Source organism: uncultured Ruegeria sp. (genome assembly GCF_947504215.1).
Classification (GTDB): Bacteria; Pseudomonadota; Alphaproteobacteria; order Rhodobacterales; family Rhodobacteraceae; genus Ruegeria.
Genome location: NZ_CANNGO010000005.1, coordinates 139,853 through 164,759, shown reverse-complemented (window position 1 = coordinate 164,759; position 24,907 = coordinate 139,853). Strand labels below are relative to the sequence as shown.

At 57.0% G+C, this 24,907-nt stretch carries 32 protein-coding genes and 1 pseudogene; 13 read left to right on the top strand and 20 right to left on the bottom strand.

Going from position 1 to position 24,907, the window contains the following annotated elements; translation table 11 throughout:
- Positions 1-852: a bifunctional helix-turn-helix domain-containing protein/methylated-DNA--[protein]-cysteine S-methyltransferase gene (locus tag Q1B21_RS11475; protein ID WP_299889470.1), complete on the bottom strand. Its 852-nt coding sequence runs from the start codon at positions 850-852 to the stop codon at positions 1-3.
- Positions 853-967: 115 nt separating this feature from the next.
- Here Q1B21_RS11475 and nth point away from each other — a divergent pair, with 115 nt between their 5' ends.
- Both nth and Q1B21_RS11465 read left to right on the top strand, forming a co-directional pair.
- The gene (nth, locus tag Q1B21_RS11470; RefSeq protein ID WP_299889468.1) at positions 968-1,612 is read left to right on the top strand and encodes an endonuclease III; all 645 of its coding nucleotides are present in this window, start codon (positions 968-970) and stop codon (positions 1,610-1,612) included.
- Complete coding sequence (locus Q1B21_RS11465) at positions 1,609-2,598, top strand: adenosine kinase (RefSeq protein WP_298934336.1); 990 nt, start codon at positions 1,609-1,611, stop codon at positions 2,596-2,598. The genes nth and Q1B21_RS11465 overlap by 4 nt, the downstream gene beginning before the upstream one ends.
- Before the next feature lie 48 nt (positions 2,599-2,646).
- Here the strand turns inward: Q1B21_RS11465 and Q1B21_RS11460 are convergent, their stop codons facing one another.
- Positions 2,647-3,294: a hemolysin III family protein gene (locus tag Q1B21_RS11460; protein WP_299889465.1), complete on the bottom strand. Its 648-nt coding sequence runs from the start codon at positions 3,292-3,294 to the stop codon at positions 2,647-2,649.
- 106 nt (positions 3,295-3,400) lie between these two features.
- Positions 3,401-3,886 carry an RNA pyrophosphohydrolase gene (locus Q1B21_RS11455; protein ID WP_299079180.1) on the bottom strand — a complete coding sequence of 162 codons (486 nt, stop codon included), beginning with the start codon at positions 3,884-3,886 and terminating at the stop codon, positions 3,401-3,403.
- A 134-nt stretch (positions 3,887-4,020) separates the two neighbouring features.
- Here Q1B21_RS11455 and Q1B21_RS11450 point away from each other — a divergent pair, with 134 nt between their 5' ends.
- On the top strand, positions 4,021-6,048 hold the full coding sequence (locus Q1B21_RS11450; protein ID WP_299889463.1) for an NADPH-dependent 2,4-dienoyl-CoA reductase: 2,028 nt from the start codon (positions 4,021-4,023) through the stop codon (positions 6,046-6,048).
- 161 nt (positions 6,049-6,209) lie between these two features.
- Here Q1B21_RS11450 and Q1B21_RS11445 read toward each other — a convergent pair whose 3' ends face one another.
- Together Q1B21_RS11445 and Q1B21_RS11440 are read right to left on the bottom strand one after the other, a co-directional pair.
- Positions 6,210-6,548 (bottom strand): antibiotic biosynthesis monooxygenase, encoded by a 339-nt coding sequence (locus Q1B21_RS11445; RefSeq protein ID WP_299889461.1) that lies wholly within the window; start codon positions 6,546-6,548, stop codon positions 6,210-6,212.
- Positions 6,545-6,868 (bottom strand): NIPSNAP family protein, encoded by a 324-nt coding sequence (locus Q1B21_RS11440; protein ID WP_299889459.1) that lies wholly within the window; start codon positions 6,866-6,868, stop codon positions 6,545-6,547. Before Q1B21_RS11440 ends, Q1B21_RS11445 begins: the two co-directional genes overlap by 4 nt.
- A 72-nt stretch (positions 6,869-6,940) precedes the next feature.
- Here Q1B21_RS11440 and Q1B21_RS11435 point away from each other — a divergent pair, with 72 nt between their 5' ends.
- Complete coding sequence (locus tag Q1B21_RS11435; RefSeq protein ID WP_299889457.1) at positions 6,941-7,621, top strand: helix-turn-helix transcriptional regulator; 681 nt, start codon at positions 6,941-6,943, stop codon at positions 7,619-7,621.
- Between the two features lie 3 nt (positions 7,622-7,624).
- Here the strand turns inward: Q1B21_RS11435 and Q1B21_RS11430 are convergent, their stop codons facing one another.
- Positions 7,625-8,065, bottom strand: coding sequence for a DUF4399 domain-containing protein (locus tag Q1B21_RS11430; RefSeq protein ID WP_299889455.1), 441 nt, complete (start codon positions 8,063-8,065; stop codon positions 7,625-7,627).
- Positions 8,066-8,292: 227 nt separating this feature from the next.
- Here Q1B21_RS11430 and Q1B21_RS11425 point away from each other — a divergent pair, with 227 nt between their 5' ends.
- Complete coding sequence (locus tag Q1B21_RS11425) at positions 8,293-9,198, top strand: LysR family transcriptional regulator (protein WP_120634856.1); 906 nt, start codon at positions 8,293-8,295, stop codon at positions 9,196-9,198.
- Positions 9,199-9,264: 66 nt separating this feature from the next.
- Here Q1B21_RS11425 and Q1B21_RS11420 read toward each other — a convergent pair whose 3' ends face one another.
- The 5 genes from Q1B21_RS11420 to Q1B21_RS11400 all read right to left on the bottom strand — a co-directional run bounded on the left by Q1B21_RS11420 (position 9,265) and on the right by Q1B21_RS11400 (position 12,813).
- On the bottom strand, positions 9,265-10,167 hold the full coding sequence (locus Q1B21_RS11420) for an OmpA family protein (protein ID WP_299889453.1): 903 nt from the start codon (positions 10,165-10,167) through the stop codon (positions 9,265-9,267).
- Positions 10,164-10,736 (bottom strand): peroxidase-related enzyme, encoded by a 573-nt coding sequence (locus Q1B21_RS11415; protein ID WP_299889451.1) that lies wholly within the window; start codon positions 10,734-10,736, stop codon positions 10,164-10,166. Before Q1B21_RS11415 ends, Q1B21_RS11420 begins: the two co-directional genes overlap by 4 nt.
- Positions 10,733-11,461 (bottom strand): GNAT family N-acetyltransferase, encoded by a 729-nt coding sequence (locus Q1B21_RS11410; RefSeq protein WP_299889449.1) that lies wholly within the window; start codon positions 11,459-11,461, stop codon positions 10,733-10,735. Before Q1B21_RS11410 ends, Q1B21_RS11415 begins: the two co-directional genes overlap by 4 nt.
- Positions 11,458-12,180, bottom strand: coding sequence for a molybdopterin-binding protein (locus Q1B21_RS11405; RefSeq protein ID WP_299079191.1), 723 nt, complete (start codon positions 12,178-12,180; stop codon positions 11,458-11,460). Before Q1B21_RS11405 ends, Q1B21_RS11410 begins: the two co-directional genes overlap by 4 nt.
- Before the next feature lie 69 nt (positions 12,181-12,249).
- Positions 12,250-12,813 carry a TetR/AcrR family transcriptional regulator gene (locus tag Q1B21_RS11400; RefSeq protein ID WP_299889447.1) on the bottom strand — a complete coding sequence of 188 codons (564 nt, stop codon included), beginning with the start codon at positions 12,811-12,813 and terminating at the stop codon, positions 12,250-12,252.
- Between the two features lie 100 nt (positions 12,814-12,913).
- Here Q1B21_RS11400 and Q1B21_RS11395 point away from each other — a divergent pair, with 100 nt between their 5' ends.
- From Q1B21_RS11395 to Q1B21_RS11385, 3 genes are all read left to right on the top strand, one after another.
- Positions 12,914-13,669 carry an SDR family NAD(P)-dependent oxidoreductase gene (locus Q1B21_RS11395; protein ID WP_299889445.1) on the top strand — a complete coding sequence of 252 codons (756 nt, stop codon included), beginning with the start codon at positions 12,914-12,916 and terminating at the stop codon, positions 13,667-13,669.
- Between the two features lie 39 nt (positions 13,670-13,708).
- Positions 13,709-14,419 (top strand): DNA/RNA nuclease SfsA, encoded by a 711-nt coding sequence (sfsA, locus tag Q1B21_RS11390; protein WP_299889443.1) that lies wholly within the window; start codon positions 13,709-13,711, stop codon positions 14,417-14,419.
- A gap of 65 nt (positions 14,420-14,484) precedes the next feature.
- Complete coding sequence (locus Q1B21_RS11385; RefSeq protein WP_299889441.1) at positions 14,485-15,150, top strand: hypothetical protein; 666 nt, start codon at positions 14,485-14,487, stop codon at positions 15,148-15,150.
- A gap of 36 nt (positions 15,151-15,186) precedes the next feature.
- Here the strand turns inward: Q1B21_RS11385 and Q1B21_RS11380 are convergent, their stop codons facing one another.
- Positions 15,187-16,851: a tetratricopeptide repeat-containing sulfotransferase family protein gene (locus Q1B21_RS11380; protein ID WP_299889439.1), complete on the bottom strand. Its 1,665-nt coding sequence runs from the start codon at positions 16,849-16,851 to the stop codon at positions 15,187-15,189.
- 191 nt (positions 16,852-17,042) lie between these two features.
- On the opposite strand from Q1B21_RS11380, the gene map reads away from it, so the two are divergent.
- A complete protein-coding gene (map, locus tag Q1B21_RS11375) occupies positions 17,043-17,855 on the top strand; it encodes a type I methionyl aminopeptidase (protein WP_299889437.1) in 813 nt (270 codons plus the stop codon).
- On the opposite strand, the gene Q1B21_RS11370 is transcribed toward map, so the two are convergent.
- From Q1B21_RS11370 to Q1B21_RS11355, 4 genes and pseudogenes are all read right to left on the bottom strand, one after another.
- Positions 17,843-18,022: a hypothetical protein gene (locus Q1B21_RS11370; protein ID WP_299889435.1), complete on the bottom strand. Its 180-nt coding sequence runs from the start codon at positions 18,020-18,022 to the stop codon at positions 17,843-17,845. The genes map and Q1B21_RS11370 overlap by 13 nt on opposite strands.
- 23 nt (positions 18,023-18,045) lie before the next feature.
- Positions 18,046-18,681: pseudogene (locus Q1B21_RS11365) on the bottom strand (HAD family hydrolase).
- Position 18,682: 1 nt separating this feature from the next.
- A complete protein-coding gene (rsmD, locus tag Q1B21_RS11360) occupies positions 18,683-19,240 on the bottom strand; it encodes a 16S rRNA (guanine(966)-N(2))-methyltransferase RsmD (protein ID WP_299889433.1) in 558 nt (185 codons plus the stop codon).
- A complete protein-coding gene (locus Q1B21_RS11355) occupies positions 19,237-20,448 on the bottom strand; it encodes an FAD-dependent oxidoreductase (RefSeq protein ID WP_299889431.1) in 1,212 nt (403 codons plus the stop codon). Before Q1B21_RS11355 ends, rsmD begins: the two co-directional genes overlap by 4 nt.
- Positions 20,449-20,546: 98 nt before the next feature.
- On the opposite strand from Q1B21_RS11355, the gene Q1B21_RS11350 reads away from it, so the two are divergent.
- The 4 genes from Q1B21_RS11350 (at position 20,547) to Q1B21_RS11335 (ending at position 22,075) form a co-directional block, all read left to right on the top strand.
- The gene (locus Q1B21_RS11350; RefSeq protein ID WP_298934290.1) at positions 20,547-21,032 is read left to right on the top strand and encodes a peroxiredoxin; all 486 of its coding nucleotides are present in this window, start codon (positions 20,547-20,549) and stop codon (positions 21,030-21,032) included.
- A 103-nt stretch (positions 21,033-21,135) separates the two neighbouring features.
- Positions 21,136-21,381 (top strand): glycine zipper 2TM domain-containing protein, encoded by a 246-nt coding sequence (locus tag Q1B21_RS11345; RefSeq protein WP_299889429.1) that lies wholly within the window; start codon positions 21,136-21,138, stop codon positions 21,379-21,381.
- Between the two features lie 11 nt (positions 21,382-21,392).
- On the top strand, positions 21,393-21,740 hold the full coding sequence (locus Q1B21_RS11340) for a hypothetical protein (protein WP_298934288.1): 348 nt from the start codon (positions 21,393-21,395) through the stop codon (positions 21,738-21,740).
- Between the two features lie 23 nt (positions 21,741-21,763).
- Positions 21,764-22,075, top strand: coding sequence for a hypothetical protein (locus Q1B21_RS11335; RefSeq protein WP_299889427.1), 312 nt, complete (start codon positions 21,764-21,766; stop codon positions 22,073-22,075).
- On the opposite strand, the gene Q1B21_RS11330 is transcribed toward Q1B21_RS11335, so the two are convergent.
- Genes Q1B21_RS11330 through Q1B21_RS11315 form a run of 4 tightly spaced genes read right to left on the bottom strand, consistent with a single transcriptional unit; the run spans position 22,072 to position 24,814 of the window.
- Positions 22,072-22,365: a 4a-hydroxytetrahydrobiopterin dehydratase gene (locus Q1B21_RS11330; protein WP_120634715.1), complete on the bottom strand. Its 294-nt coding sequence runs from the start codon at positions 22,363-22,365 to the stop codon at positions 22,072-22,074. The genes Q1B21_RS11335 and Q1B21_RS11330 overlap by 4 nt on opposite strands.
- On the bottom strand, positions 22,362-23,549 hold the full coding sequence (locus tag Q1B21_RS11325; RefSeq protein WP_299889424.1) for a GNAT family N-acetyltransferase: 1,188 nt from the start codon (positions 23,547-23,549) through the stop codon (positions 22,362-22,364). Before Q1B21_RS11325 ends, Q1B21_RS11330 begins: the two co-directional genes overlap by 4 nt.
- Before the next feature lie 45 nt (positions 23,550-23,594).
- Positions 23,595-24,362 (bottom strand): glycerophosphodiester phosphodiesterase family protein, encoded by a 768-nt coding sequence (locus Q1B21_RS11320; protein WP_299889422.1) that lies wholly within the window; start codon positions 24,360-24,362, stop codon positions 23,595-23,597.
- Positions 24,359-24,814 (bottom strand): RidA family protein, encoded by a 456-nt coding sequence (locus Q1B21_RS11315; RefSeq protein WP_298934279.1) that lies wholly within the window; start codon positions 24,812-24,814, stop codon positions 24,359-24,361. The genes Q1B21_RS11320 and Q1B21_RS11315 overlap by 4 nt, the downstream gene beginning before the upstream one ends.
- Positions 24,815-24,907: the final 93 nt, after the last annotated feature.

Below are 24,907 nucleotides of genomic sequence, written 5' to 3'. Positions count from 1 at the left end.
CTAAGCGTCAACCTGCGCCGCTTCATAGGCCAGCATTGCGCGTTTGACCGGCAGACCCCAATGGTACCCGCCCAATCCACCGGATTTGCGCAGGGCGCGGTGGCAGGGGATCAGCCAGCTCACAGGGTTTCGCCCAACAGCCGTACCCACAGCGCGAACCGCCTGCGGCGATCCAACCCGTTGTGCGATCTCGGAATATGTCGTGACCTGACCCGACGGGATATGCATCAGGGCTTCCCACACTTTGATCTGCAAGGGTGAGCCGATCAGATAAAGCGGCGTGAGTTCTAACCGATCGCTGGCCGAGCCAAAGGCGCTGAGAGCCCAGGGCCGCAGACGCATTGGGTCTTCGACAAATGCCGCCATTGGCCATCGGGACAACATGTCCTCCATCGCGTTTTCTTCGCCGGTCTCTGCACCAAAGGCCACACCGCAGATGCCCTTGTCTGTCCCCATGACCAAAGCCGGACCGAACGGGCTTTCGAACCACCCCCAATAGATGGACAGGTCGGCACCTTTGCGAGCATATTCGCCCGGGCTCATGGATTCCCATTTCAGGAACAAATCGTGCAAACGCCCACTGCCGGACAGCCCAACATTGTGGGCCGTTTCCAGCGTTGTGAATCTCTCACGCAGCAACGCCTTGGCGTGGCCCAGCGTCAGATATTGCTGATACCGCTTTGGCGACACACCGGTCCAGCGTGAGAATAGCCGCTGGAAATGTGCAGGGCTCATATCCATCTGGCGGGCGAGATCTTCAAGGCTCAGGGTTTCGCCCCCTTGATCGATCAACTCGATCGCCCGCCGCATGACGTTGTAGTGATAGCCGGTCTCGGGATTCTGAATGTTCATGACTTACCTCACTCGTTGAAACAACAATAGCGCGCAGGCCACGACCTCGCGACCCGGAACTTGCGCAAAGCCTTTGGGCTTGTGCCAAGGCCAGACCGGCGGCATTAAGGGCCGGATGGCAAAACAACTCGACTACCACACGATCCGCGAGATCTTTACACGTTTCCACGACGCAGACCCGGAACCCAAGGGTGAGCTGGAGCATGTGAATGTGTATACGCTGGTTGTGGCCGTTGCCTTGTCGGCGCAGGCCACGGACGCAGGCGTCAACAAAGCCACGCGCAACCTGTTCAAAGTCGCCGATACACCGCAAAAGATGCTGGACCTGGGCGAAGAGGGCCTGATCGAACATATCAAGACCATCGGCCTGTTTCGCCAAAAGGCCAAAAACGTGATCAAGCTGAGCCGTATTCTGGTCGAAGACTACGGCGGCGAGGTCCCCAATTCCCGCGCCGCACTGCAATCATTACCGGGTGTCGGACGGAAAACCGCGAATGTGGTTCTAAATATGTGGTGGCGACAGCCGGCACAGGCGGTGGACACCCATATTTTCCGCGTCGGCAATCGCACCGGAATTTGCCCGGGCAAAGACGTTGACACCGTCGAACGGGCCATCGAAGACAACATCCCGGCCGATTTTCAACTGCACGCGCATCACTGGCTGATCCTACATGGCCGCTATCACTGCAAAGCGCGCAAGCCGCAATGCCCCACCTGTATCATCCGCGATCTCTGCGAATTTGAGGACAAAACTCTATGAAAACCTACCAACTGACAGGCATCGGAAATGCCGTTGTGGACGTTATTTCTCAGGCCGATGACAGTTTTCTGGAATTGATGGGCATTGAAAAGGGCATCATGCAGCTGATCGAACGGGATCGCGGTGAAGTTCTGTATGCCGCGATGGAAACCCGGGTTCAGACACCCGGTGGGTCTGTTGCCAATACGATTGCAGGTGCGGGTGCATTGGGTCTGGACGCCGCGTTTATCGGGCGAGTGCATGATGACGCGCTGGGCCGGTTTTACGCCGACGCGATGAACGAAGATGGCGTGGATTTCGTCAACCCTCCGGTACCGGGTGGAGAATTGCCCACATCCCGGTCGATGATCTTTGTGTCGCCCGATGGTGAGCGTTCGATGAACACCTATTTGGGGATTTCGTCCGAGCTTTCCTCGAAAGACGTATCCAGTGACGTAGCGGGCAACAGCCAGATCATGTTCCTTGAGGGCTATCTGTTCGACAAGGAAAAGGGCAAAGCCGCGTTCCTTGAAGCGGCCCGCAACTGCCATAAGGGCGGCGGCAAGGCCGGGATCGCCATTTCCGATCCGTTTTGCGTGGAACGCCACCGCGTGGATTTCCTGCTGCTGATCGAAAACGAATTGGATTTCGTGATTGGCAACGAGGCCGAGATCAAATCGCTGTTTGAAACCGACGACCTGGAAGAGGCCTTGGCCAAAACGGCCGAGATTTGTCCGCTGATCGTGTGCACCCGTTCAGGCGATGGTGTGACCGTTCTAAGCAAAGGTAGCCGTATCGACGTTCCAGTAGAAAAAGTTGTGCCAGTGGATGCAACAGGTGCCGGTGATCAATTCGCCGCCGGGTTTTTGTTTGGTATGGCCACAGGCCGGGACTACGAGACTTGCGCGCGCATCGGCAATGTCTGTGCCCGCGAAGTCATCAGCCACATCGGACCACGCCCCGAGGCAAACATGCTTGAACTGTTGCGAGGCGAAGGGCTGCTTTAAAGCCCGTCGCATTGGAGATGGCGCAAAGCTCTCTCCGCTTGGGTGGCTCTATCCTTGTGTGAACAGGGCCATCCAAATGCCAGCAAACATCATTATTCCGCCAAAATTCACCCAAGTGTGCCATATCGCATACCGGAAAGGTAAAGCCTTTTGGGCGTAGAATACCGTGCCGATGACATAACAGGCCGCCCCACCCACGATACACCACAATGTGGCGATGGGTACGCTTGTAAGATCGGGTATCGCACTCAATCCGATTGCCCCCAGCCCAAGATATGAAGCCGTCGACCACCGGGATTTAACCGTTTCGTTTGTGATTTTGTTCCACACGGCCACTGCGGTCAGACCCCAACACACCCAAAGCAAGGTCATCGTCCATGTTGTCCCGGCCAGCACGAAAAATGGTGTGAACGTCCCACAAATGCTGGGATAAATCGCGGCGTGATCAATACGGCGCAGCAATTTGCGATTTTGATGCAACCCCGAGAAGTGGTAGGCGCAGGAGGCCAAGTTGGACGCGAGCGCGCACAAGACATACACAGCGACCGCAAACACCAACCCGCCTTGAAGGTTGATGTAGGATTTGGAGACAAGTAAACCGCCAGCCGACAGGATCAATACCAGCCCAATCGCATGGACAACCATATCAGCGCGACGATGGGAGAGAACCGGGCTTGGGTAGGTCGTTTGGGTCATGGCGAAATCTTAAATGGGATGTCTTGCGCTAAATGCTGACACCTTAGATGTCCACAGTTTCCGGAGCGTCAGTGACACGTCAGACAACGCGAGTGAGGGAACGTTGCTAACCCAGATAATCGCTGAACTCGGCAACCACGCGTGTATAAACGTCCCGCTTGAAGGGCACAATTTCTTCTACTAAACGATCCTGATCCTGCCATTTCCAGCGGGTGAATTCCGGATGATCGGTCTCAATGTTGATCTGGTCGTCACGGCCGGAAAAGCGGAGCAGATACCATTTCTGCTCCTGACCGCGATAACGGCCTTTCCAGATCTTTGGAACGATGTCGTGGGGCAGATCGTAAGGCAACCACCCTTCAGTCTCAGCGATGATCTCGACCAGATCGGCGGTCACTCCGGTCTCTTCCCACAACTCGCGCAAGGCGGCATCGCCCGGGGCTTCGCCCTTGTCCACGCCGCCCTGAGGCATTTGCCAGGCGTCCTTGTGGCGGTCGTTGCGCTGACCGACGAAAATCTTGCCCTCCGCGTTCATCAACATCAGCCCGACGCAGGGACGATAGGGTAATTTGGCGATGTCTTCCGGGGTCATGCGCGGCCTCATGGGTTGTTTGGTCAACCTGTAACAAGAGCCGCAGCGCCCGCAAAGGGTGTGACGTTAGGTTTCGCGTGACAACGATTACGTTCGCGTCAATCTACGGCCCAAATCGGGAGGGAGAGTTCGCCTTGACTGAGTACCCAAATATGCTGGCCCCGCTGGACTTGGGCTTTACCACGTTGAAGAACCGAGTCCTGATGGGCTCAATGCATACAGGCCTTGAGGAAACTGGCGACTGGAACCGGGTGGCCGAGTTTTATGCCGATCGCGCGCGCGGGGGTGTCGCACTGATGGTGACAGGGGGCATTGGCCCGAACCTTGAAGGGTCAGTGCTGCCGGGCGCTTCTATGATGACGAACGACAAAGAGGTTGCGAACCATTCCATCGTTACACAGCGGGTGCACGACGCGGGCGGCAAGATCGCCATGCAGATTCTGCATGCCGGTCGTTACGCCTATGGCCCGAAATGCGTTGCGCCCAGCCCGGTGAAATCTCCTATTTCTCCGTTCCCGCCTCATGAGCTGGACGAAGACGGCATCGAAAAGCAGATCAGCGATATCGTCAACGCAGCCGTTCTGGCCCAGAAAGCCGGCTATGACGGGGTCGAGATCATGGGGTCCGAGGGTTATTTCCTCAACCAGTTTCTCGTCACCCACACCAATAAGCGTACCGATCGCTGGGGCGGGTCTTACGAAAACCGGATGCGCTTGCCCATCGACGTTGTACGACGCACGCGCGAGGCTGTGGGCACGGATTTCATCATCATCTACCGCCTGTCGATGATCGATCTGGTGCCCAACGGGTCAACCCATGACGAGGTTGTTGAACTGGCGCAGCGGATCGAAAACGCCGGCGCCACCATCATCAATACCGGCATCGGCTGGCACGAGGCGCGGATCCCGACGATTGCCACCAGCGTGCCACGCGCGGCCTTCGCCTGGGTGACAAAAAAGCTGATGGGCAAGGTGTCGATCCCGGTGATCACGTCCAACCGGATCAATACTCCGGAAGTAGCAGAAGAGGTTCTGTCGACGGGGTGCGCCGACATGGTGTCGCTGGCGCGCCCGATGCTGGCCGACGCGGAATTCGTCAACAAAGCGATATCTGGAGCGGGCGCTACGATTGCACCTTGTATTGCCTGCAATCAGGCCTGTCTGGATCATACCTTCAATGGCAAGCTGACCTCGTGCCTGGTTAACCCTCGCGCCTGTCATGAGACCGAGCTGGTTATTGGCACAGCGGACACCGCGAAAAAAGTGGCCGTTGTCGGCGCCGGTCCGGCCGGGCTTTCCACCGCGATGACCGCAGCCCAGCGCGGCCACTACGTTACCTTGTTCGACCGCGCCGATGAGGTTGGCGGACAGTTGAACATGGCCAAACAAGTGCCGGGTAAAGAAGAATTCTGGGGGCTGGTTGACTGGTACCGCACCATGATCACCGATCTGGGTGTCAGGATCGAACTGGGCCGCGAAGTTGGCGCAGACGACTTGGTGGGCTTTGACGAGGTTGTAATCGCCACCGGTGTCACCCCGCGCGATCCGCAGATACCGGGGCAGGATGGCGACAATGTTCTGGACTACATCGACGTCTTGCGCGGCAAAGCCAAGGTGGGCAAGTCGGTCGCTGTGGTTGGTGCAGGTGGCATCGGCTTTGACGTGTCCGAATTCCTGCTGGAAGAGGGCCATAGCCCAACAACCGATCTGCCTTTGTGGATGAAGGAATGGGGCGTCACGGACCCTGCCGAGCACCGTTCGGGCCTTGCCCCGGAAGGACCTCAGCCCGAAGCACCTGCGCGGCAGGTTACGTTGCTGCAACGCAAGAAGCAGGCACATGGCAAGGGTCTGGGAAAAACCACCGGTTGGATTCACCGTGCAACGCTGAAGATGAAGAATGTCAATTTCGTCGGCGGCGTGAATTACGAGCGGATCGACGACACTGGCCTGCATGTCAGCTTTGGAGAAGAGCGGACAGATCCAACCGTCATCGAAGCGGACACGATTGTTCTATGCGCGGGTCAGGTCTCGGATCGCAACCTTGCCGATGATTTGATCGAACGCGGGATTACCCCGCATGTGATTGGCGGCGCCGACGTGGCCGCCGAATTGGATGCCAAGCGCGCGATCAATCAGGGGACACGTCTGGCGGCCGCCATGTAACTTAACTCCGCGTGTCTGAATGCAGCGCACGCGGCCAATCCCCTATGCGAGTCGTTCAAGACGCTGATCTCGGATAACCCGGATCAGACGCGCACAGGTGGTCTTGGCAGACAGGACCAGACCCGCTGGCTAGTTCTGATTTGGTCTAAGGTGCCCTCATGTTAGCCAACACCGCGCGTTTCCGGCGCTTGGTCCCGATCAGCTAGCCCATAATCCCGTACAACCGCAGCGACCCTCAGCCGGTATCCGGCAAACAGTCCCGATCGCCCCCGCGATTGGGCCAAGCGGTGTTGTGTCATGCGTCGCCATTCGGCAACCGCATCCTCATCCCGCCAGAACGACAATGACAGGTATTTGCCGGGGGTCACCAGACTCTCAAACCGTTCGACGGATATGAACCCATCAATCTGATCCAACAGCGGTCGCAGATCTACCGCTATGTCCAGATAGGTTTGGGTTTCGCCATCCGCGGGTTCGACTTCGAATATGACGGCAATCATTTGGCTTCCCCATGCGGGGCCGAAGCAAGCTTCAACCACGTGCGATCCTCGCGCAGGATAAACCGTTCTTTTTGCGCAAAAGCGTAGTTCTCCTGCCCCAGCGGATCGGCGCTGAGGCGCGCGCGATAGGCTTCGTATTCGGCGAGGCATGCAACATTGTAGATGCCGTAGGCCAATGTCAATGACCCCTCGTGCGGGGCGAAATAGCCGATCAGGTCGGCGCCGCAGCGCGGAATCGCCTGTCCCCAGTTTTGGGCATAGGTCTTGAACTGCGCTTTCTTGGTTGGGTCGATCTGGTAACGAATGATACAGGTCAGCATTGTAGGCTCCGATTGTTGACCAGCGCAGAATACACTCTTGTCTGACTTATATGCTTCGACTATGGTCGAACTATGAAAGACGGACCAGATATTGCCCAGATGGCCGCGCTGATTGGTGATCCCGCGCGCGCAAACATGCTGACGGCTTTGATGTCGGGCAAAGCCCTGACAGCCGGAGAGTTGGCGCGCGAGGCGGGGATCAGCCCGCAAACGGCAAGCTCGCATCTGAAAAAGCTGCTGGAAGGCGGGCTGTTGCACCTGCGGGGACAGGGGCGCCACAAATATTACGGCCTGTCCGGTGAGGATGTCGCGCAGACGCTAGAGAATCTGATGGGGCTGGCCGCGGGACGCGGGCATCTTCGCACGCGGACCGGACCCAATGACGCCGAAATGCGCGAAGCACGTGTGTGTTACAACCATCTGGCAGGCAGTAAGGGTGTACAGTTGTTTACCTCAATGCAAACCCGTGGGTTTCTGGATGTCTCCACAGACAGCGTTATTCTGACCGCTCCCGGATCTGAGTTCTGTTCCGCGTTTGGAATCGATCTGGATACGCTCAGCAAAAACCGCGCGCCCCTATGCCGGCCGTGCCTGGACTGGAGCGAGCGGCAAACCCATCTTGCTGGCAAGCTTGGACGTGCCATGCTGGCACGCATGGAAGACATCGGTTGGGTGTCGCGAAAGCCAGACAGCCGCATAATCCGGTTTTCACGCGCAGGCATTCAGGCTTTCGACAAGCAATTCGGAGTGTGACGACTACTCGACCGTGATTGTGATTACCTCTGACACGATCGGTGTTGCGTGGGGTACGTGGCCAGCATCGCCCAACACAAGCTGCAGCGTGTGTGGTCCAGGGGTGAGATCCAGCGTCACCTCGGTCTGACCACCGCCGAAATGGATGTGATTGTCATCTGCAGGCAAGCCATAAGCCAGCTCATCCGCGCCATCTTCCCCTTCGCCCAGCGGTGGGCGGTCGATCAACAAGTGGTGGTGCCCAGTGTTTTCCTTCTCGGTTCCTGCCGGTGCGACCCCCATGCCATTTAGACCAAAAACAACGGTTACAGGCGATTGAACGGTGTCACCATCCGACAGATTCACAAAATAAACCTGCGCGTCCGGGTTGGATGGGGTTGATCCACCTGCCATGGCAAAGGTGGTGGACAGACATAAGGCAACGGCGACGAAAATGGCTTTCATGATTTCCTCCCTGGACACAAAAATGCCGCTCTCAGCATAGCACGTTTGGCAAAAAGTCCAGTAAACCAGCATCAATGGGGCCTCCGGGCAGGTTGGAAATCACTGTTTCCGCGTTTCCCATCTGCAAACGATCCGATTCAAAACCCTGATATTATCCCATGTCTGCCCCGTTTCCGCCCAGATTGAGCGCCAAGTTCAGTCACGAAAGCAAGACCTGGGGTACGAGAATGGACCGACTGACCGAAATGGAAGCCTTCGCCAATGTGGTGGACCAGGGTGGCTTCACCGATGCGGCCAAAAAGATGGGCATCTCCAAATCGGCCGTGTCCAAGCACGTCTCAAGCCTTGAGGCACGTCTTGGCGCACGTCTGCTAAACCGGACGACGCGCCGCGTGTCGCCGACCGAGATCGGGCTGGCCTATTACGACCGCGCCCGTCGCGTATTGAATGACGCTGGCGAGGCAGACTCGCTGGTGACCTCGATGCAATCAGCGCCGTCTGGCCTGTTGCGGATTAGTGTTGCGACCGATTTTGGCGTCAATCACCTGTCTCCGGTCCTGTCGAATTTCCTGTCGGCCTATCCCGATATCACCGTGAACATGGTGCTGAATAACCGCTACGTTGAGCTGATTTCGGAAGGGTTTGACGTAGCCGTGCGCATTGGCGAGCTGGAAGACAGCACCCTGCGCGCACGCAAGCTGACCGAAACCGTCAAACGAATGGTTGCGGCCCCGTCTTACATCGAAAAATTTGGGCGCCCACAAAAGATCGATGATCTGAACGAGCATAAGCTGCTGCATTACTCCAGCCAATCATCAGGCAATGTCTGGAAACTGACCGCGCCCTCCGGCGAAAAGAGGCAGGTTCGCACAGCCGGTTGGCTCAGCGTAAATGACGGTCAGTCGCTGTTGAATGCGGCGATTTCCGGATTGGGAATCGCATATCTGCCCAGCTATTTATATGCGGATGCACTGAAATCCGGACAGGTTCTGGATGCGATGCCATCCCTGCCTGATGAGGTTCAGGGCGTCTATGCGGTTTACCCGCCCGGTCGCTTTACGCAGCCCAAAGTGAGGGCGTTCATTGATTTTCTTGTCGAGTCCTTCAACGAAAAGGGCCCGATGGATTGGTAATTTCTCCCGGTGGACTGGCCCGCACTTCGGTGCGGGTCTTTTTTTGTCTGCACGTATTGAGAAATGTCAGTTCAACAGCAACACCGCCTCGACCCGGCGATTCAGATCCCGCCCTTCGGCGGTTGCGTTCGATGTGATGGGGGCCAGATAGCCAACACCCTGCGCCTCGATCCGGTCGGATGCTACGCCGTGCGCGTTGATTAACCGGGTTCGCACGGCTTGTGCGCGGCGGGTACTGACGGAAGTATTTGCCTGCAGATCGCCGGTATCATCTGTGTGACCCACCAAAGCGAGCCGCATGCCCGGGTTTTCGGCTAAGAAGCCAGCCAGAAGGGTCAAAGAAGCAAATGGGCCATCGCCCAAGGCCACTTCACCCGTGCGAAAATGAAGATCATCCAGAATCACGTGACCGGTGCGTTCAAACTCGGCCAAAAGACCACCCGTTCCGTCAACGGTCTGCTCGATCACAACAGGGGTCGGGCTTGGGGCCCCCAAGGGCGTGACGCGGATCATTTGGACATAGCCATCTGGCGGGTTGCGGCTGACCAGAAGGCTCAGAACCTCGGCCCCTTTGGTGGCTGAAAGAAATCGATAGTCCTGAATGGCGACGTACATATCCGGGGTCGGAATCACCTCGGTGCCGAACCGAAAATCGAATCCTCCGCAGGTGCGAGCTTCGCATTCGAAAAGGATGTCAAACCCCTGCGCCTCTATTTGGTCACGTAAGGGCGCCAAAAGCTGAAGCGTTGTGCTGGATCCGGCTTGCAAGCGCCAGGAAAACCGTTCCACGTGACCTTCTACGGTGCGGGCAGGTACCGAGCCATTGGCATACGGACCGGTTGGCAGATCGTAACTGTCCAATGGTGAAATCCGTTCGCTGATCTGGCGCGCACTGGCGGGCAGCGTCAGGTCCTGCGCGGCAACGGGTCCGGCCAGTATCAGGGTGCAAAGGGCAAGAAATCGGATCATCGAAATTGCGTGTGATACTCTTCGTTTGGAACCATCGCAGTGGCGCTGGCCACGCGGTTCGACATATTGAAAAAGCCAGTCACATTGGCAACGTCCCAGATGTCGCGGTCACTGAACCCTACATCGCGCAGCCGTTGTCGGTCCGGTTCTTCGATTTCAGCACTGGCTGTGGTCATCTTGGCTGCAAAGTCCAGCATCGCGCGCTGACGCCCATCCAGCGGTGCGACCCGGTAATTCATCACCAGCATCTCACCCAATTGCGGATTTCCAGACAACTGCCGTACCGCTGCACCGTGGGCAACAAGACAATAGAAGCACTTGTTGATCGACGAAACGACCACCGCGATCATTTCTCGTTCAAGCTTGGACAGACCACTGCCTGACAGCATCAGATCGTTATACATCGCCGCAAAAGCGTTCAGCTTTTCGATGTCAAACGCATTGGCCTTCAGCACATTTGGCACCATGCCCAGTTTCTCGACACAGATGTCAAAATACTTCTGCGTCTCGGGCGGCAACGGATCGACCATGGGCAGGTCCAACGCGGTGGGCATGTCTTGTTTTGTCACGACGATCTCTCTCTTTCGACACGCTGACGGTAATGGTATTCTCCGACGATCTCCATCCCGAGCGCACGGTAGAGGCCATTGGCCCCGTCATTGGCTTTGGTGCAGATCACGCTAAGGGTCTGGGCGCCGTTGTCCATCGCCCAGAAGGCCGCAGCGCGCATGGTCCATTGACCCAATCCCTGACGTCGATGATCCGGCAAGATTTCCAGTGCATGCAACATTGCGACATCGCCGTGCATCGCGACAAACGCGGTGCCACAGGGTTGATCGTTGTGACGCAAAAGAAAGCCCGTTTTAGGGCCTTTGGCACGCTCCATAATCGCCACTCGTTCAGGTCCTATACCCCCTGACGCCCAGATTTCGCGCATGATCACAAGCGGTTCCCAGATTGAAAATACTGTGACACGGGGGATGGGCTGGTCGGTCAGACGGGTCACTGGGCAAGAATAGATATTGACCGGATCAAGGATATCATACCCCCGCCGGGCTAGCTGCGCATCCAGCATCTTGTCACCCGGATGCAGGCAGAAAATGCGTCTCTGTCCCATCGCTCGCATTGCTGCCTCGGCGGCGTCGATGTCTGCATCGGTCGCGGCGCCCAGCGCATTGGCCGCTGACACGCGCGAGCCGCCGCCCTGCCCTTGGCGCAATTGAAACGGACCCAGCGTTTCATATCGGGCAGCGGGCCAGGTGCCGTCGACGACGTCGACCCAGTTAGGGATCACAGCTGCAACTCTTTCGCCAACCGGGTCATGGCCGCGTCAATCCGCGCACCATCGGTACCCCGGACAACCACGTTGGCCCCAAACACTCCGTTGGTCTGAAACGGATAACACCCGATCGAAAGGTCGTCGAACGCACCGGCCAACACAGACAGAGTTGCGGCGATATCACCCTCACCCCGATTCACGCGCAAAGTTTGAGACAACAAGGGACGACCGCCGGTCAGGGTTGGCAGCACACTAGCAACCATCGCCTGGAACACCAATGGGACCCCGGCCATGACATGCACATTTTCTATGGTGAAACCAGGCGCGGTCGAGACCGGATTGTCGATCAAAACCGCTCCATCCGGAATACGGGCCATCCGCAGTCGCGCGGCATTCAATTCCAGACCGGAGTTGTCATAGTGGGCCTGCAGCAACGCGCGGGCATCGTCGCGCACATCGATATGCGCCCCAAAGGCGCGGGCAATGCAATCGGCGGTAATATCGTCATGGGTCGGACCGATGCCACCACTGGTAAACACGTGGTCATATGTTTCAGACAATGCTTTGGCCGCCGCCTCAATCGCGGGCGCATCGTCACTTACGATGCGAACTTCGTTCAGATCGATGCCTTGTTTGGTCAGTTCCCCGGCCAGATAGTGCATATTGGCATCACGCGTACGACCCGACAGGATTTCGTCCCCGATCACCAGCATGGCTGCGGTTGGGTTTGACATGGCCTGTCCTTTCTTGCTGCGACGTGTGGGCAAGATATCCGTCCTGACCGGCCTCGCAAGGTCCCATTGTTAGTGACGCAAGGATTCCGTCGGCAAATTTGCGGTGATCCTGTTGAAAAGGTCCATGTCATTCAGCGACCGTGCCAAGATCATCGCTCCCTCCAGTTGGGCAATGGTTTCACCGGCACGCGCTCTTGGATCCTTTGACTCAGCCGCTTGGAACACGGTTTCAAGCCACGCAAGGTTGCGTTCAAAAAAATCCCGCGTCTGCCTGGACACAGGGTCGGGGAGTTTTGCAATCTCTGCACCAAACATACCGCACAAGCACATCAGGTCTTGTTCGATCAGGGCCGACCGGTACACCTGCACATACCGCGCGAGTAGTTCCGTAGGAGAGGCCCCATCGGGCTGGCCCAACGCGTCCAGAAACCGCTCGGTGTATCGCTTGACCAGCACCTCCCCCAAGTCTTCCTTGGTGGGGAAGTGGTAGTGAATACTGGCTGATTTGATGCCAATTTCGCTGGCGATATCGCGGAAACTGAAGGCGTTATACCCGCCCAGCCGTGCCATACGCTCGGCCACGTCCAGGATACGAGTTGCCGTCTCGGTCAGGGGTCTATCTGATTTTCCCATGGGTCACGCGTCCAAGAAATCTATCTATCATTAGATAGGGGGTTGAAAAGGAAACCACCACTCCAATATATCTACCTATCAGTAGATAGGGAATCTGATCATGACACAAACGACAACTCTTATCATCGGTGGATCCAGTGGAATGGGCCTGGCTGCAGCAAGGCAGCTCGTGGCCAAGGGACAGCATGTCACGCTGGTCGGCTCGTCAACTGCCAAGCTGGACGGCGCCAAGGCCGAGCTGGGCGCTTCTACGGAAACCCAGCAGGTCAACCTGCGCAATGCAGCCGAGGTCGAAGCCTTGATTGAAGAGATCAAGACAAGCGACAAGCACATCGTGGGTCTGATCAACGCGGCTGGAACATTCTCGCCCAAACCGTTCCTTGAGCATGGGTTTGAAGACTATGACAGCTACATGGACTTAAACCGCGCTACGTTTTTCATTACCCAAGCCGTGGCTGAGAACATGAAGGCCAACGGCAGTGGCAGCATCGTCAACATAGGCTCTATGTGGGCCAAGCAGGCGGTTCGGGCGACCCCGTCCTCGGCCTATTCGATGGCCAAGGCTGGGTTGCATTCACTGACCCAGCATCTTGCAATGGAGCTGGCGGCCCACGGCATCCGCGTCAACGCTGTTTCGCCTGCGGTTGTGGTGACGCCAATCTACGGCGCGTTCATCGACCCGGACCAGATCGAAGACACTCTGACCAGCGGATTTGATGCCTTCCACCCGATTGGTCGCGTCGGTCGGCCCGAGGATGTAGCCAACACAATCACCCATCTGCTGTCGGATGACGCGTCCTGGGTCACCGGGGCGGTTTGGGATGTTGACGGCGGCGTGATGGCGGGTCTGGTCTGACCCTTTTCTTGCGGGCGGGTGCGCGATATGGCGGTGGGTATGAGATTCCCGACGCCTCTTGTCCCCGCCCGCCTGATCCGCCGCTACAAACGCTTTCTGGCTGATTGCACGCTGGAGGACGGGCGTGAGATCACCGCCCACTGCGCCAATCCAGGCTCAATGCTGGGACTGGCCGAGCCGGGTATGAAAATCTGGCTGGAGCCCAATGATGACCCCAGGAAAAAGCTGAAATACGGCTGGCGGCTGGTGGATCATGAGAATGGGCATTTCACCGGCGTCGACACATCCGTGCCCAACAAAGCCCTGCGTTCCGCGCTTGAAGCAGGTGAGGTTTCCGAACTGGCCGCCTATCAAACCGTGCGGCCCGAGGTGAAATACGGTGAAAACAGTCGCATTGATTTCCTGCTGACCCAACCAGGGCTGCCGGATGCCTATGTTGAGGTCAAAAGCGTCACCCTATCGCGCCAACCCGGTCTGGCCGAGTTTCCCGACAGCGTCACCGCCCGCGGCACCAAGCATTTGGGGGAACTGGAGGCGATGGCCCAGCAAGGTCATCGCGCGATCATGTTGTATCTGGTGCAACGCACGGATTGCCATCGATTTGCACTGGCAGCAGACATTGACCCGACCTACGCGGCGGCATTTGATGCGGCACAAGCACAGGGCGTAGAACGGATGATCTATGGAACTCGGGTTTCGCCCGAAGGGATTAAGATAGACGACCGATTGATGTCAGGTAAACTGCTGTGAATTCAATCTTGAGCCCTTTTATGACTGCATATTGCCAATTCTAACCAAAAGATTCTGAGGCCACAGTGACACATAAAAAAGTCTGGGAATCTCTCCTTCTCCACAGCACTCGAAACAGCCAACCAATAAACGTGCATCTGGATGCGCCACGTCCCGAGGGCTATGTTGCATTTCAGGACAGATATCAGGATGCTCAGGATATTTCGATCTCTGACTATCCAAAATTCATTTGGTTTGAATCCTATGATCTTCCAAAGAAAAAGAAAGAGAACCTGCCGGACATCTTCACCGGAGCGATGGCCCTCATCTTCGTGTCAACGGAAATGCGTGATCTGTTGATGAAGTTCGAGCTTGGGCGCACACGCTTCCACGAAGTTCCGCTGTTTGAGTATGACCAGCAAACACCCTATCCCGGACGGCGTTGGTTCATGATGCATATTCTGGAAAACCGGAAGACTTTTGTACCAAAACTGTCCACTGGACTACGGGAAGTTGGCGAAAGCACTGACGTCTGGCAAGCCAATCCCGAGGGGAAAAACAAGCTGGCGGTAAACCCGTCTGCCGCCAGTGATCTGGATTTCTGGATGGATCGCAACGTTCTCAGCAGAGTCTTCTTCTCTGACCGGCTGAAGGTCGCGATCAAGAACTCCGGGCTAAGCGCGCGCTGGCTTGGGTTCCGTCCCTGCAAAATAGTCTCTGATCGACCTGTGCTGGAAGCGACGATTCTTTGAACGAGCGCCCAACACAGGTCAATTCAATATATTACCTCAAAAAGCCTTAACATCCGGCCACAAATCCTCATCAAGGGCTTTGACAAAGGGTTTGAAATGGTCTGCCACAGATTGCCAACGCCCGACTGAAGACGTGTTCACGGGCTGTCGGACCTGCAAGTTACTTGCGGTTTTGACGGCATCAGACAGGTCATGTGGCGACAGCATAGCCTCTTGGAACTGAAGATCGCAGATCCGGGCAAGGTCTTCGACCGTGTCTTTCAGATTGCTGACCAGATGCTCATACCCGATGTTGTGAATCCGTCCCGGCAGCTGGTGCTGCCAATGCAGAACATAGCGGCGATATCGGTTTGCCTCGGCCGCCATCCATTTCAGGTCATGTGTGAAATACAACCCAGCCGCGCCAAAATGCGTGCGCCACATCGACAGGGCAACATCCCGGGGGTCGCGTTCGACGTTCAGGATAACAGCATCGGGGAAGGCCTGGGCAATTGCCCCGAGATACGCGTAGTTCCCCGGTGCCTTATCCACAAAAGCCACCGCGCCTTCGGTCAGGTTTGGCAAGTTTTCGGCATAATGATCGGCCAGTTTATCCGCTGCTTGCCATTCGGACGGCTGAGCATGGGCCTTTCGGGCCCAGTGATGCACTGACGCAAGTTCACCCAGACCCTGAACACCGCTATGGGCAGACAAGATACGCTCGACCAGAGTTGTGCCGGATCGCGGCAGACCAACGACAAATATCGGTCGGGGAATATCGGTTCGTGGTCCGGGTGTAGGGTTTGGCAAAGATGCGGCCAGAATCTTGCGGCATTGCTTGTCGTTGCGCGAGTCCCACTCCTTCAGGCCCTCGCGTAGAAATCCATGGGCCTCGGACAGGTGCTGCATCTCAACTGCGGTATCCTTGTCGTGACGCGCCAGGCTCGCCGCTGCAAAATGAACCACCGCAGCCCCTTCGCGACCAGAGGACCGCTTGCCTTCAAGAGTCTGGGATATATTGGCCTTCAGCTTCAACCGATCATCCGGCGACAGGTTTGGCAGTGTCGTCATGAATTCAAGCGTTTCGGGATGGTCCGGAATCAAATCAAGGGCCACACGAGCATGAGTTAGTGCTTCATCGATCTGCCCCATTCCGACATGCGCCTTGGCCAGACGCAAACGGCCAAAGTGAAATCTGGGGTTTTGTTCAACAAGTGTGGTCAGCAAGTCAATCGCACGTGTCCATTCGCGCAACTCGTCCAGGATATCGGCTTTCAGGCATAGAGCCTGCAAATTCTTCGGTTGCTGTTTTATCACCTTGTCGATGGCCACCAGGGCCAATTCATCTTCGTTTTCACGCAGCAGCGCCAGAGCCTGAATGTAAAGCTGGGATGGCGTCAAAGCCGCCCGGGTGCCAACTTTATCTATGAAACGCAAAGCGTCTTCAGAGTTTCCACCCTGTACCAGACTCAACCCGTAATTCTGGATCAATTCCTGGTTTTCAGGATCCAAATGCCACGCACGTTCAAAGTTCGTCTGCGCCAGTTTGAATTTTTGTTGCTGGACTGCACACAATCCCGCGAGCTTGGGCAAAGCGGACACTTTCGGCCATTTTTTTGCGGCTTTGGTTGCCCGTTTGTATGCTTTGTCCGGACGACCATTTTTTAACAAATCACTAATAACAGACACTTCGGCACCCACAGGGTCGAATTTATTAATCATTTTCAAAGCCCTATCTGTCTCATTAATTCGAACAGACCATGCCCCGGTTCACTCAAAAAATTTCCGAGGGTCTATTTGTTTCGATATGATACTTGATCAACAGCATTACAATGCGACGCCGCGCCCTCTGGTACTTTCTGCGCAAGCAGCGTAAAAGGAGTGCTGCGCGAAACATTTGGAGCCTAGCGTCGATGAAAGAACATCGTGGCCGTCTGACAAAGGACGGTATCCGCATCTATGAGCAGGGTGACTTTGCCGGAATGCACGCGGCAGGGGAACTGGCTGCGCGGATTCTGGATGATGTCGCTGACCATGTCGTTGTTGGCCAAACCACTGGCGAGATTGATCGGATCATCACACGGATGGTCGAGGATGCAGGCGCGACCTCGGCGACCATCGGCTACAAGGGCTATCAACACGCCAGCTGTATCAGCGTCAATCACGTGGTTTGCCATGGTATTCCTGGCGACAAAAAGCTGAAAGATGGCGACATCCTGAACGTTGATGTGACCGTTGTTGTCGATGGCTGGTTCGGAGACACCTCGCGCATGTATGTGGCCGGAAAACTGCCGCGCAAGGCCGAACGACTTATTCAGGTGACCCATGATGCGCTGTTCAAAGGCATTGAGATGGTCAAGCCGGGCAACACGTTCGGTGATATCGGTCACGCGATTCAGGCCTATGTCGAGGCGCACCGGATGAGCGTTGTGCGCGACTTCTGCGGCCATGGGTTGGGCCGGGTGTTCCACGCGCCGCCGAACGTTCTGCATTATGGGCGTCCGGGCACCGGTGCAAAGCTGGAAGAAGGCATGTTCTTTACCATTGAGCCAATGGTGAATTTAGGCCGCCCCGAGACCAAAACGCTGGCCGATGATTGGACTGCGGTGACGCGCGACAAATCACTGTCAGCCCAGTTTGAACATTCGGTGGGTGTCACGGCGGACGGGGTCGAGATTTTCACCCTCTCACCGGGCGGCAAGTACCACCCGACTTATTCGTCCTGATTGGCGACCTGCTCGCGCAATAGCTTTAGCAGCATCGTCTCTGGCCCCCATGGCGTGACCGCGTCATGGATGAAGATCGGTGTGCGCATAGGTTTTGGAGGCGGACCGGTGACGGCATCGGTGTCCTGCAAAAAGGCCCAGAGTGGCGGGGGAATGGCGCGGTCCATCTGCAGACCATAACATAGTCGCGTCAAAGCCCCAAAAGCTGTGGGGCTTGCGCCATATCGGAAAAGACCTCGGCGCCCAGTGCAGCCAACCGGGCACCGTCGTCATGGGCCGCGTACCCAAGGCAGCGCATGTCCGCCTTGATGGCAGCGGTAACGCCATTTTCACTGTCTTCGATGACGACAGGCGATTTAGCGTCAAAATGCCGGGCTGCGGTCCGAAACATGGTGGGGTCGGGTTTGCCGACCCCCAGAACATAGGCCGAGAACATGACGTTGCTAAAACGGTCCCACAAGCCGTTTTGACCCAGTGTGATCTGCATCTTTTCAGGCCGCCCGTTTTAAGCAACGCAGAATGGGATTCCCTGCGCATCAAGCTGTGCCAACAGTTCGGGGATACCCTCGATCAGAGGCGTCCCTGCGCGCAAAACCTCGTAGGTCTGGGCGTAAATCTGATCGGTCCACGCCTCGGGCAAATCCGCGCCCAGCGCCCGGGCTTTGTCGCGGACACCAGTCATGGTTCCGCCGACAAAAAGCGACATGCATTCGTTCAAGGAAAGATGCACACCATAGCCCGCAAGATTGTCGACTATGACCTGATTGGACAGAACCTCGCTATCGACCAGAACGCCATCGCAATCGAAAATCACCAGATCATGCATGTCACGCCCCCTTCCACCACATCAATGAGATATGGGTGTCTCCATATTTCCGCGTATCGTGCAGATCGAAACCCTCGGGCGCTGTCATAGGGGCCCTTTCCTCCCAGACGATCAGGGCGTCATCAGCCAGCCAACCACCCTGCGTGATTTTGACCAAAGCCTTTTCGCCCAGCGCCTTACCATAAGGCGGATCGAGGAAGACCAGATCGTACCCCGGGCCTGGATTGTCCCCCAACCGCGTTGCGTCCCGGCGGATCAGCTCGGTGCAGGTTTTGCCGCCGGTCAAGTCAATATTTTTGCGGATCAGAGCCTGCGCCGCGCGACCATCGTCGACAAAAGTCACATAAGACGCGCCGCGCGACAGCGCCTCAAGCCCCAAAGCGCCAGTGCCCGCGAACAGGTCCAGTACGCGCAAGCCGTCAAAATCGATCTGATGGCTCAGAACGTTGAACAGGCTTTCGCGCACCCGGTCGGTGGTGGGGCGCAGATGCGCGCCCACATCTCCTTTGCCAACCGAGGTCAGGGCGCGACCCCGGAACGCTCCGGCAATAATCCTCACGCTTTAAGCAACGGCTTCAGGTCCGCATCCGGGTCAGCCACCACAGTCGGATCGGCTGTTTTCCCCATCTCGATCAAGCGCTTGCCGACCATATAGGAACGCGGATCGTTCATTGCGTCAACGGCAATCAGCCGATCGCCCTTGTAGTACCAGAAGGAAACAGTTGCCCCTTCGCCGTTGCGCGTCACCACGCGATCATAGCCGGTGTTCAGGCCCGCGATCTGTAATTTGACGTCGTATTGATCCGACCAAAACCAAGGCGTCGCCACATAATCCTTGGCCGCGCCGAGCATATTCTGGGCGACGATCTCGGCCTGATCGATTGCGTTGGGCACGCTTTCCAACCGGATGCGATCACCCTTGTGCGGGAAAGACGCACAATCACCGGCCGCCCAGATTGACGGATCAGAGGTGCGGCCATGGGCATCTGTCTTGATTCCGTTGTCCAACGTCAGCCCCGCCATCTCGGCCAGCTGGGTTGCCGGCGCGATCCCGACGCCGACGATAACGAAATCCAGTTCAAGCTCGGACCCATCGGTCAAGACGGCGCCCGTCACCTTGCCATTCTCGCCCACCAGACGATCCAGCCCAACCCCTTCGCGTATGTCCGCGCCGTAGTCGCTGTGCAAGGCGCGAAAATAGTCGCTGGTTTCAGGAGCAGCAACACGTTGCAGGATACGATCCGCCATTTCAACCAGCGTTACCTTGACCCCGCGCTTGGCGCAGACGGCGGCGGCCTCAAGCCCGATATAGCCGCCGCCCACGATCAGTGCGCGCGCACCTTCGGTGACCCAGGGGCTCATATCGTCCACATGCGCCAGATCGCGCACCACGTGCACACCATCCAGATCACCGCCTATCGCAGCGGGCAACCGACGCGGGTCTGATCCGGTGGTCAGGGCAAGCTCGTCATAGGAAATAACCTCATCGCCCAACGTCACAGTCTTGGCCTTGGCATCGATGCCGGTCACGCGCTGACCCAAACGCAGGGTGATGTTGTTATCGGTATAAAAGCTCTCGGGGCGCAGGAATAAACGTTCCAGCTCCATCTCGCCCAGCAGGTAGGCCTTGGACAGTGGCGGGCGCTGATATGGCAGATGCGGCTCGGCCCCAATCAGGGTGATATCGCCTTCGAACCCATCTTTTCGCAGCCTGGCAACAAGCGATGCACCCGCCTGTCCGGCACCTATCACGACAATATGGCTCATGTTCCTCCCACCCTGTCGAATTCACGTGGTCACTTTCGTCCGACCACCTATATTGCGGCAGGGACTGACTCTGCAAATCCAATCGACAGGAGCACAAAATGATTTCTACCGGTGATACTCTGCCCGATGCCACACTGATCCAAATGGGCGCTGAAGGCCCCGAAGGCGTTCAGGTTTCAGACAAGACAAAAGGCCGGAAGGTCGTCATTTTTGCTGTGCCTGGGGCATATACCGGCACCTGCACAACTGCGCATGTGCCCAGCTTCATGCGGACCAAAGATCAGTTCGACGCAAAGGGTGTAGACGAGATCATCTGCATTTCGGTCAACGATCCCTTTGTGATGAGCGCTTGGGGCGAATCCACAGGTGCCAGCGCGGCCGGTCTGACCATGCTGTCCGATGCCTCATCGGAATTTACCAAGGCACTGGGAATGGATTTTGATGCACCACCCGTGGGCCTGATTGCACGGTCCAAGCGCTACGCCATGCTGGTCGAAGACGGCAAGGTCGTCGCCCTGAACCTGGAAGAAAACCCAGGTGTCTGTGAAACTTCGGCAGGCGAAGGACTGCTGGACGTCATTTGATCCAGTTTGGCCCCGGCTGTGCTGGGGCCACATGAAGTGTATTTAACTTGATACGCTCCCCCGATGGACCAATACTGGACCCGTCTTATTGGGGGGCTCATTTGTGAAACTTAGTTTGTATTCTGTTATCTTGGGCGGGGCGGGTCTGTTGGCGGCCTGCGGCCCTGCACCCACGCCGCAACAACAAGCCGCACGGCAACACGAAATCGCATGTCTCAGCGGAACCCTTGGGGGCGCGTTGATCGGCGGCGCCATTGGCAACCAGTTTGGTGGTGGGTCCGGAAAATCAATCTTGACTGCGGCCGGCGCTGCTGCCGGGGGCATTGAAGGTCAGAGGTTCTCATGCTGAGGGGGTTTGGAATGAAGCGCGCAGTTATCCTTGTCGCCGCCATGTTTCTGGCGAATGCCGTCAGCGCCGAAACCGTGGCTGAGTTGCATGAAAAAGAGTTGAACGCGATTGACACCAACAATGATGGGTTTCTGTCCAAGGACGAGTTCAACGCCTTTTCCGACTATGCGTTTCAGGAAATGGATGACGACAAGAACGGGACGCTGGGTCTGGACGAAGCCAAGCCGTTTCTGGACATCAAGCAGTTCCAGCAAGTTGACCGCAACAAAGATAGCCTTATCTCCAGAGCTGAATACGACGCCCAGATGAACCTAGATTTCAATGCGGCGGATCAGGACGGAAATAGCCAGTTGGACTAGGCCAACTCTGACAGGAGCATGGTATGAGCAAATGGATCGGCCTGAGCGCGCTTGCGCTGCTGGCGGCATGTGACGTGCCTCAGGCCCCGATGGTCACCGGCCCGGACGGCCAGCCCCGTATTCAGATCAATACCAGCGGTCTGACCTGCTATGATACGCGGTGCCTGGACATAAACCCGGCCGCACGCAGCGTTCGGTCCATCGGCAACCGCACGACCGGGATACCGTCTAACATCAATGTCAACGATGGCACGGTAACACCGTCCGAATTCAAACAGATGGGTGTGGTGGCGTCTTTGGCTGGCGGCGTTGGATCAGGCAGCGACAGAGGCTAAAGCAAGCTGTCCATTTTGCGCGCAAGCTTTGCATCCAGCGACGACAAACCGCCCACGTCATGGGTGGACAGCACCACGTCGACTGTGCGGTACACATTCGACCATTCGGGGTGATGGTTCCACTTTTCGGCCCAGATTGCCACTTGCGTCATCCAGCCAAATGCAGCGACGAAATTGTCGAATATGAAGGTCTTGGTGATCGCGTCCCGGCCTTCAACCATGGTCCAGCCGTTGTTGAACAGCGGATCCAGCAGGGGTCCGCGGGTTTCAGTAGACAAAAGTTCGGTCATTGCTGTTCCTCCGGGTTCGATTTTCTAAACGGGCCGTAATCCGTCAGAATCTCGATCTCTTCTCCCACTGCGCGGCCTTCGGCGTCTAGATACTTTTTTACCGCATCTGCAAATCCTGGATCGCCAATCCAATGCAGGCTGTGGGTGAGCGTGGGCAAATAGCCGCGCGCCAGCTTGTGTTCACCCTGCGCACCGGCTTCGACACGGGCAAGCCCATTAGCAATGGCAAAGTCGATTGCCTGATAGTAGCACAGCTCAAAATGCAGGCAGGCGTGGTGTTCGACACAGCCCCAATAGCGACCAAAAAGTGTTTCGCGACCAATGAAATTAAGCGCACCTGCGATCGGAACGCCATTACGTTCGGCCAGAACCAGTGCCATATCATCGGCCATGGTGTCCTGCGCGATATCAAAAAACTGGCGCGTAAGATATGGCGATCCCCATTTGCGTGCGCCAGTGTCCTGATAAAACTCCCAGAATGCATCCCAATGCTCCGGCCTCAGATCAGATCCCGTCAGGGTGCGGATCTCGCCCCCGAAATCTCCCGCCTGTGCGCGTTCCTTGCGAATGTTCTTGCGTTTGCGCGAGGACAAGTCGGCGAGAAAACCGGCGAAATCCGCATAGTTGTTGTTGAGCCAGTGAAACTGCTGCGAGCTTCGCACCATCAACCCCATCTGCTCACCCGCCAGCGCCTCATCCTGGGTACAGAAGGTTGCATGCAGCGAAGAAACCTGATTGTCCGCCGCCAGTTGCACCGCGCCCTGCACCAACGCCGACATGCCAATGCCTTCGTACCCGGGGCGCACCAGAAAGCGCCGCCCGGTAGCTGGCGTAAAGGGCACGGTGATCTGCAATTTGGGGTAATAGCGTCCGCCAGCACTTTCGTAAGCATGCGCCCAGCTGTGATCGAAGATATACTCGCCCTGGCTGTGGGATTTGGCATACATCGGTGCTGCCGCAATCAACATGCCATCCAGAAATGCCGTCAGGTATTGCGGTTGCCAGCCAGTGCCACGACCGACGGAACCGCTTTCTTCAAGCGCAAGCAGGAACCGATGTGTGGTAAACGGATCTAACGGACGCCCGCCATCTGCCGCCTCGGGACAAGCACAACTGTCCCACTCTGCCGCAGCAATCTGCGAGAGCGACCCCAGAATCTGAACCTCGATCTGTGCCTGATCCATATGCCCTCCGCACCTGATCAATATTTGTGGTGGGACGCGGCGGGATCAACCCGGTTGTGCGGCCAAATACCCCTCAAAGGTCACATTGTCGGCAACCTTGCGCGCTTCTGCCTCTTGTTCGGGCGACCGGACCGTCCAACACAGTATCGGTACACCCTTCGATTTGAGTTCAGCTACTCGGGGACGGGCCAGATCGTGGACTTCGTGGCTGATGAAACTGGCGCCGACCCGATCGAAATCGGGAATGGCGCGCAGATGGCTGCAAGTTTCTTCAGACAGGGGCCAATCCTGCGGATCATATGAACTGGTCACCAGACCGCGCGGCAAATCCGGCGCCAGACGAGCCAGTTCGGCCACGCTGTTTGGATTGAAAGACATCAGCGCTAGCGGGCCATCATATCCTTGCAACGCGCGAACAGCATCCTGTTCGAGAGCCCCAACATCCGTGCCCATCGCCCCGTCCTGATCCTTGAGCTCGATCAACAGCGGCACCTTGCCAGCAACCAGATCCAGCACTTCATCCAGCGTCGGAATGCCATCGTCAGCGTGCAGCAACGTGGTGGATGACGCCTGCGTAGCGGTGATCTGCCGGATTGGACCAGACTGCCCGGTCAATCGGGCCATGTCGTAGTCGTGAAACACCATCGCGCGATCATCCGAGGTCAGTTGCAGATCGACCTCAATCCCATACCCGGCCTCGACGGCAGCACGAATGGCCGCCCGGCTGTTTTCCGGACGGCTCTGCGTTTTGTCATGCAGCGCCCGATGTGCGAGCGGGGTTTGCAGGAACTCTGCTGGCAGAGACGGTGTCATTGAACCTCGAAAATACCTTCGATTTCAACAGCGACACCCAGTGGCAATGATGCAGCGCTGACAGCTGAACGGGAATGACGACCTGCATCCCCCAAAGCCTCGACAAGGAAATCTGAGGCCCCGTTGATCACCTGTGGTTGGTCTGTGAAATCTGCGGTTGAATTCACAAAGCCAGTCAGCTTGATCACACGCACCAGCTTTTCGATGTCACCACCGCAGGCTGCCCTGACCTGCGCAAGCAGATTGATGGCACAAACCTTTGCCGCCGCAGCGCCTGCTGCGACATCCATGTCATCCCCCAGTTTGCCGGTGATCAGGTCATCTGCCTTTGATATCTGGCCTGAGACGTAGACGATGTTACCGACACGCACAAAAGGCACATAGTTTGCCGCTGGTGCAGGTGCATCGGGCAAGGTCACACCCAGGCTTTCCAATTTGGCTGCGATGCTCATTTATGATCCTCCCTGTTTTCGACTCGGGCGGACGCTAACCGGGAAGATCGGATTGGGAAAGCCGGAAACCAGTATTTTCTGGAATGCCTGCAA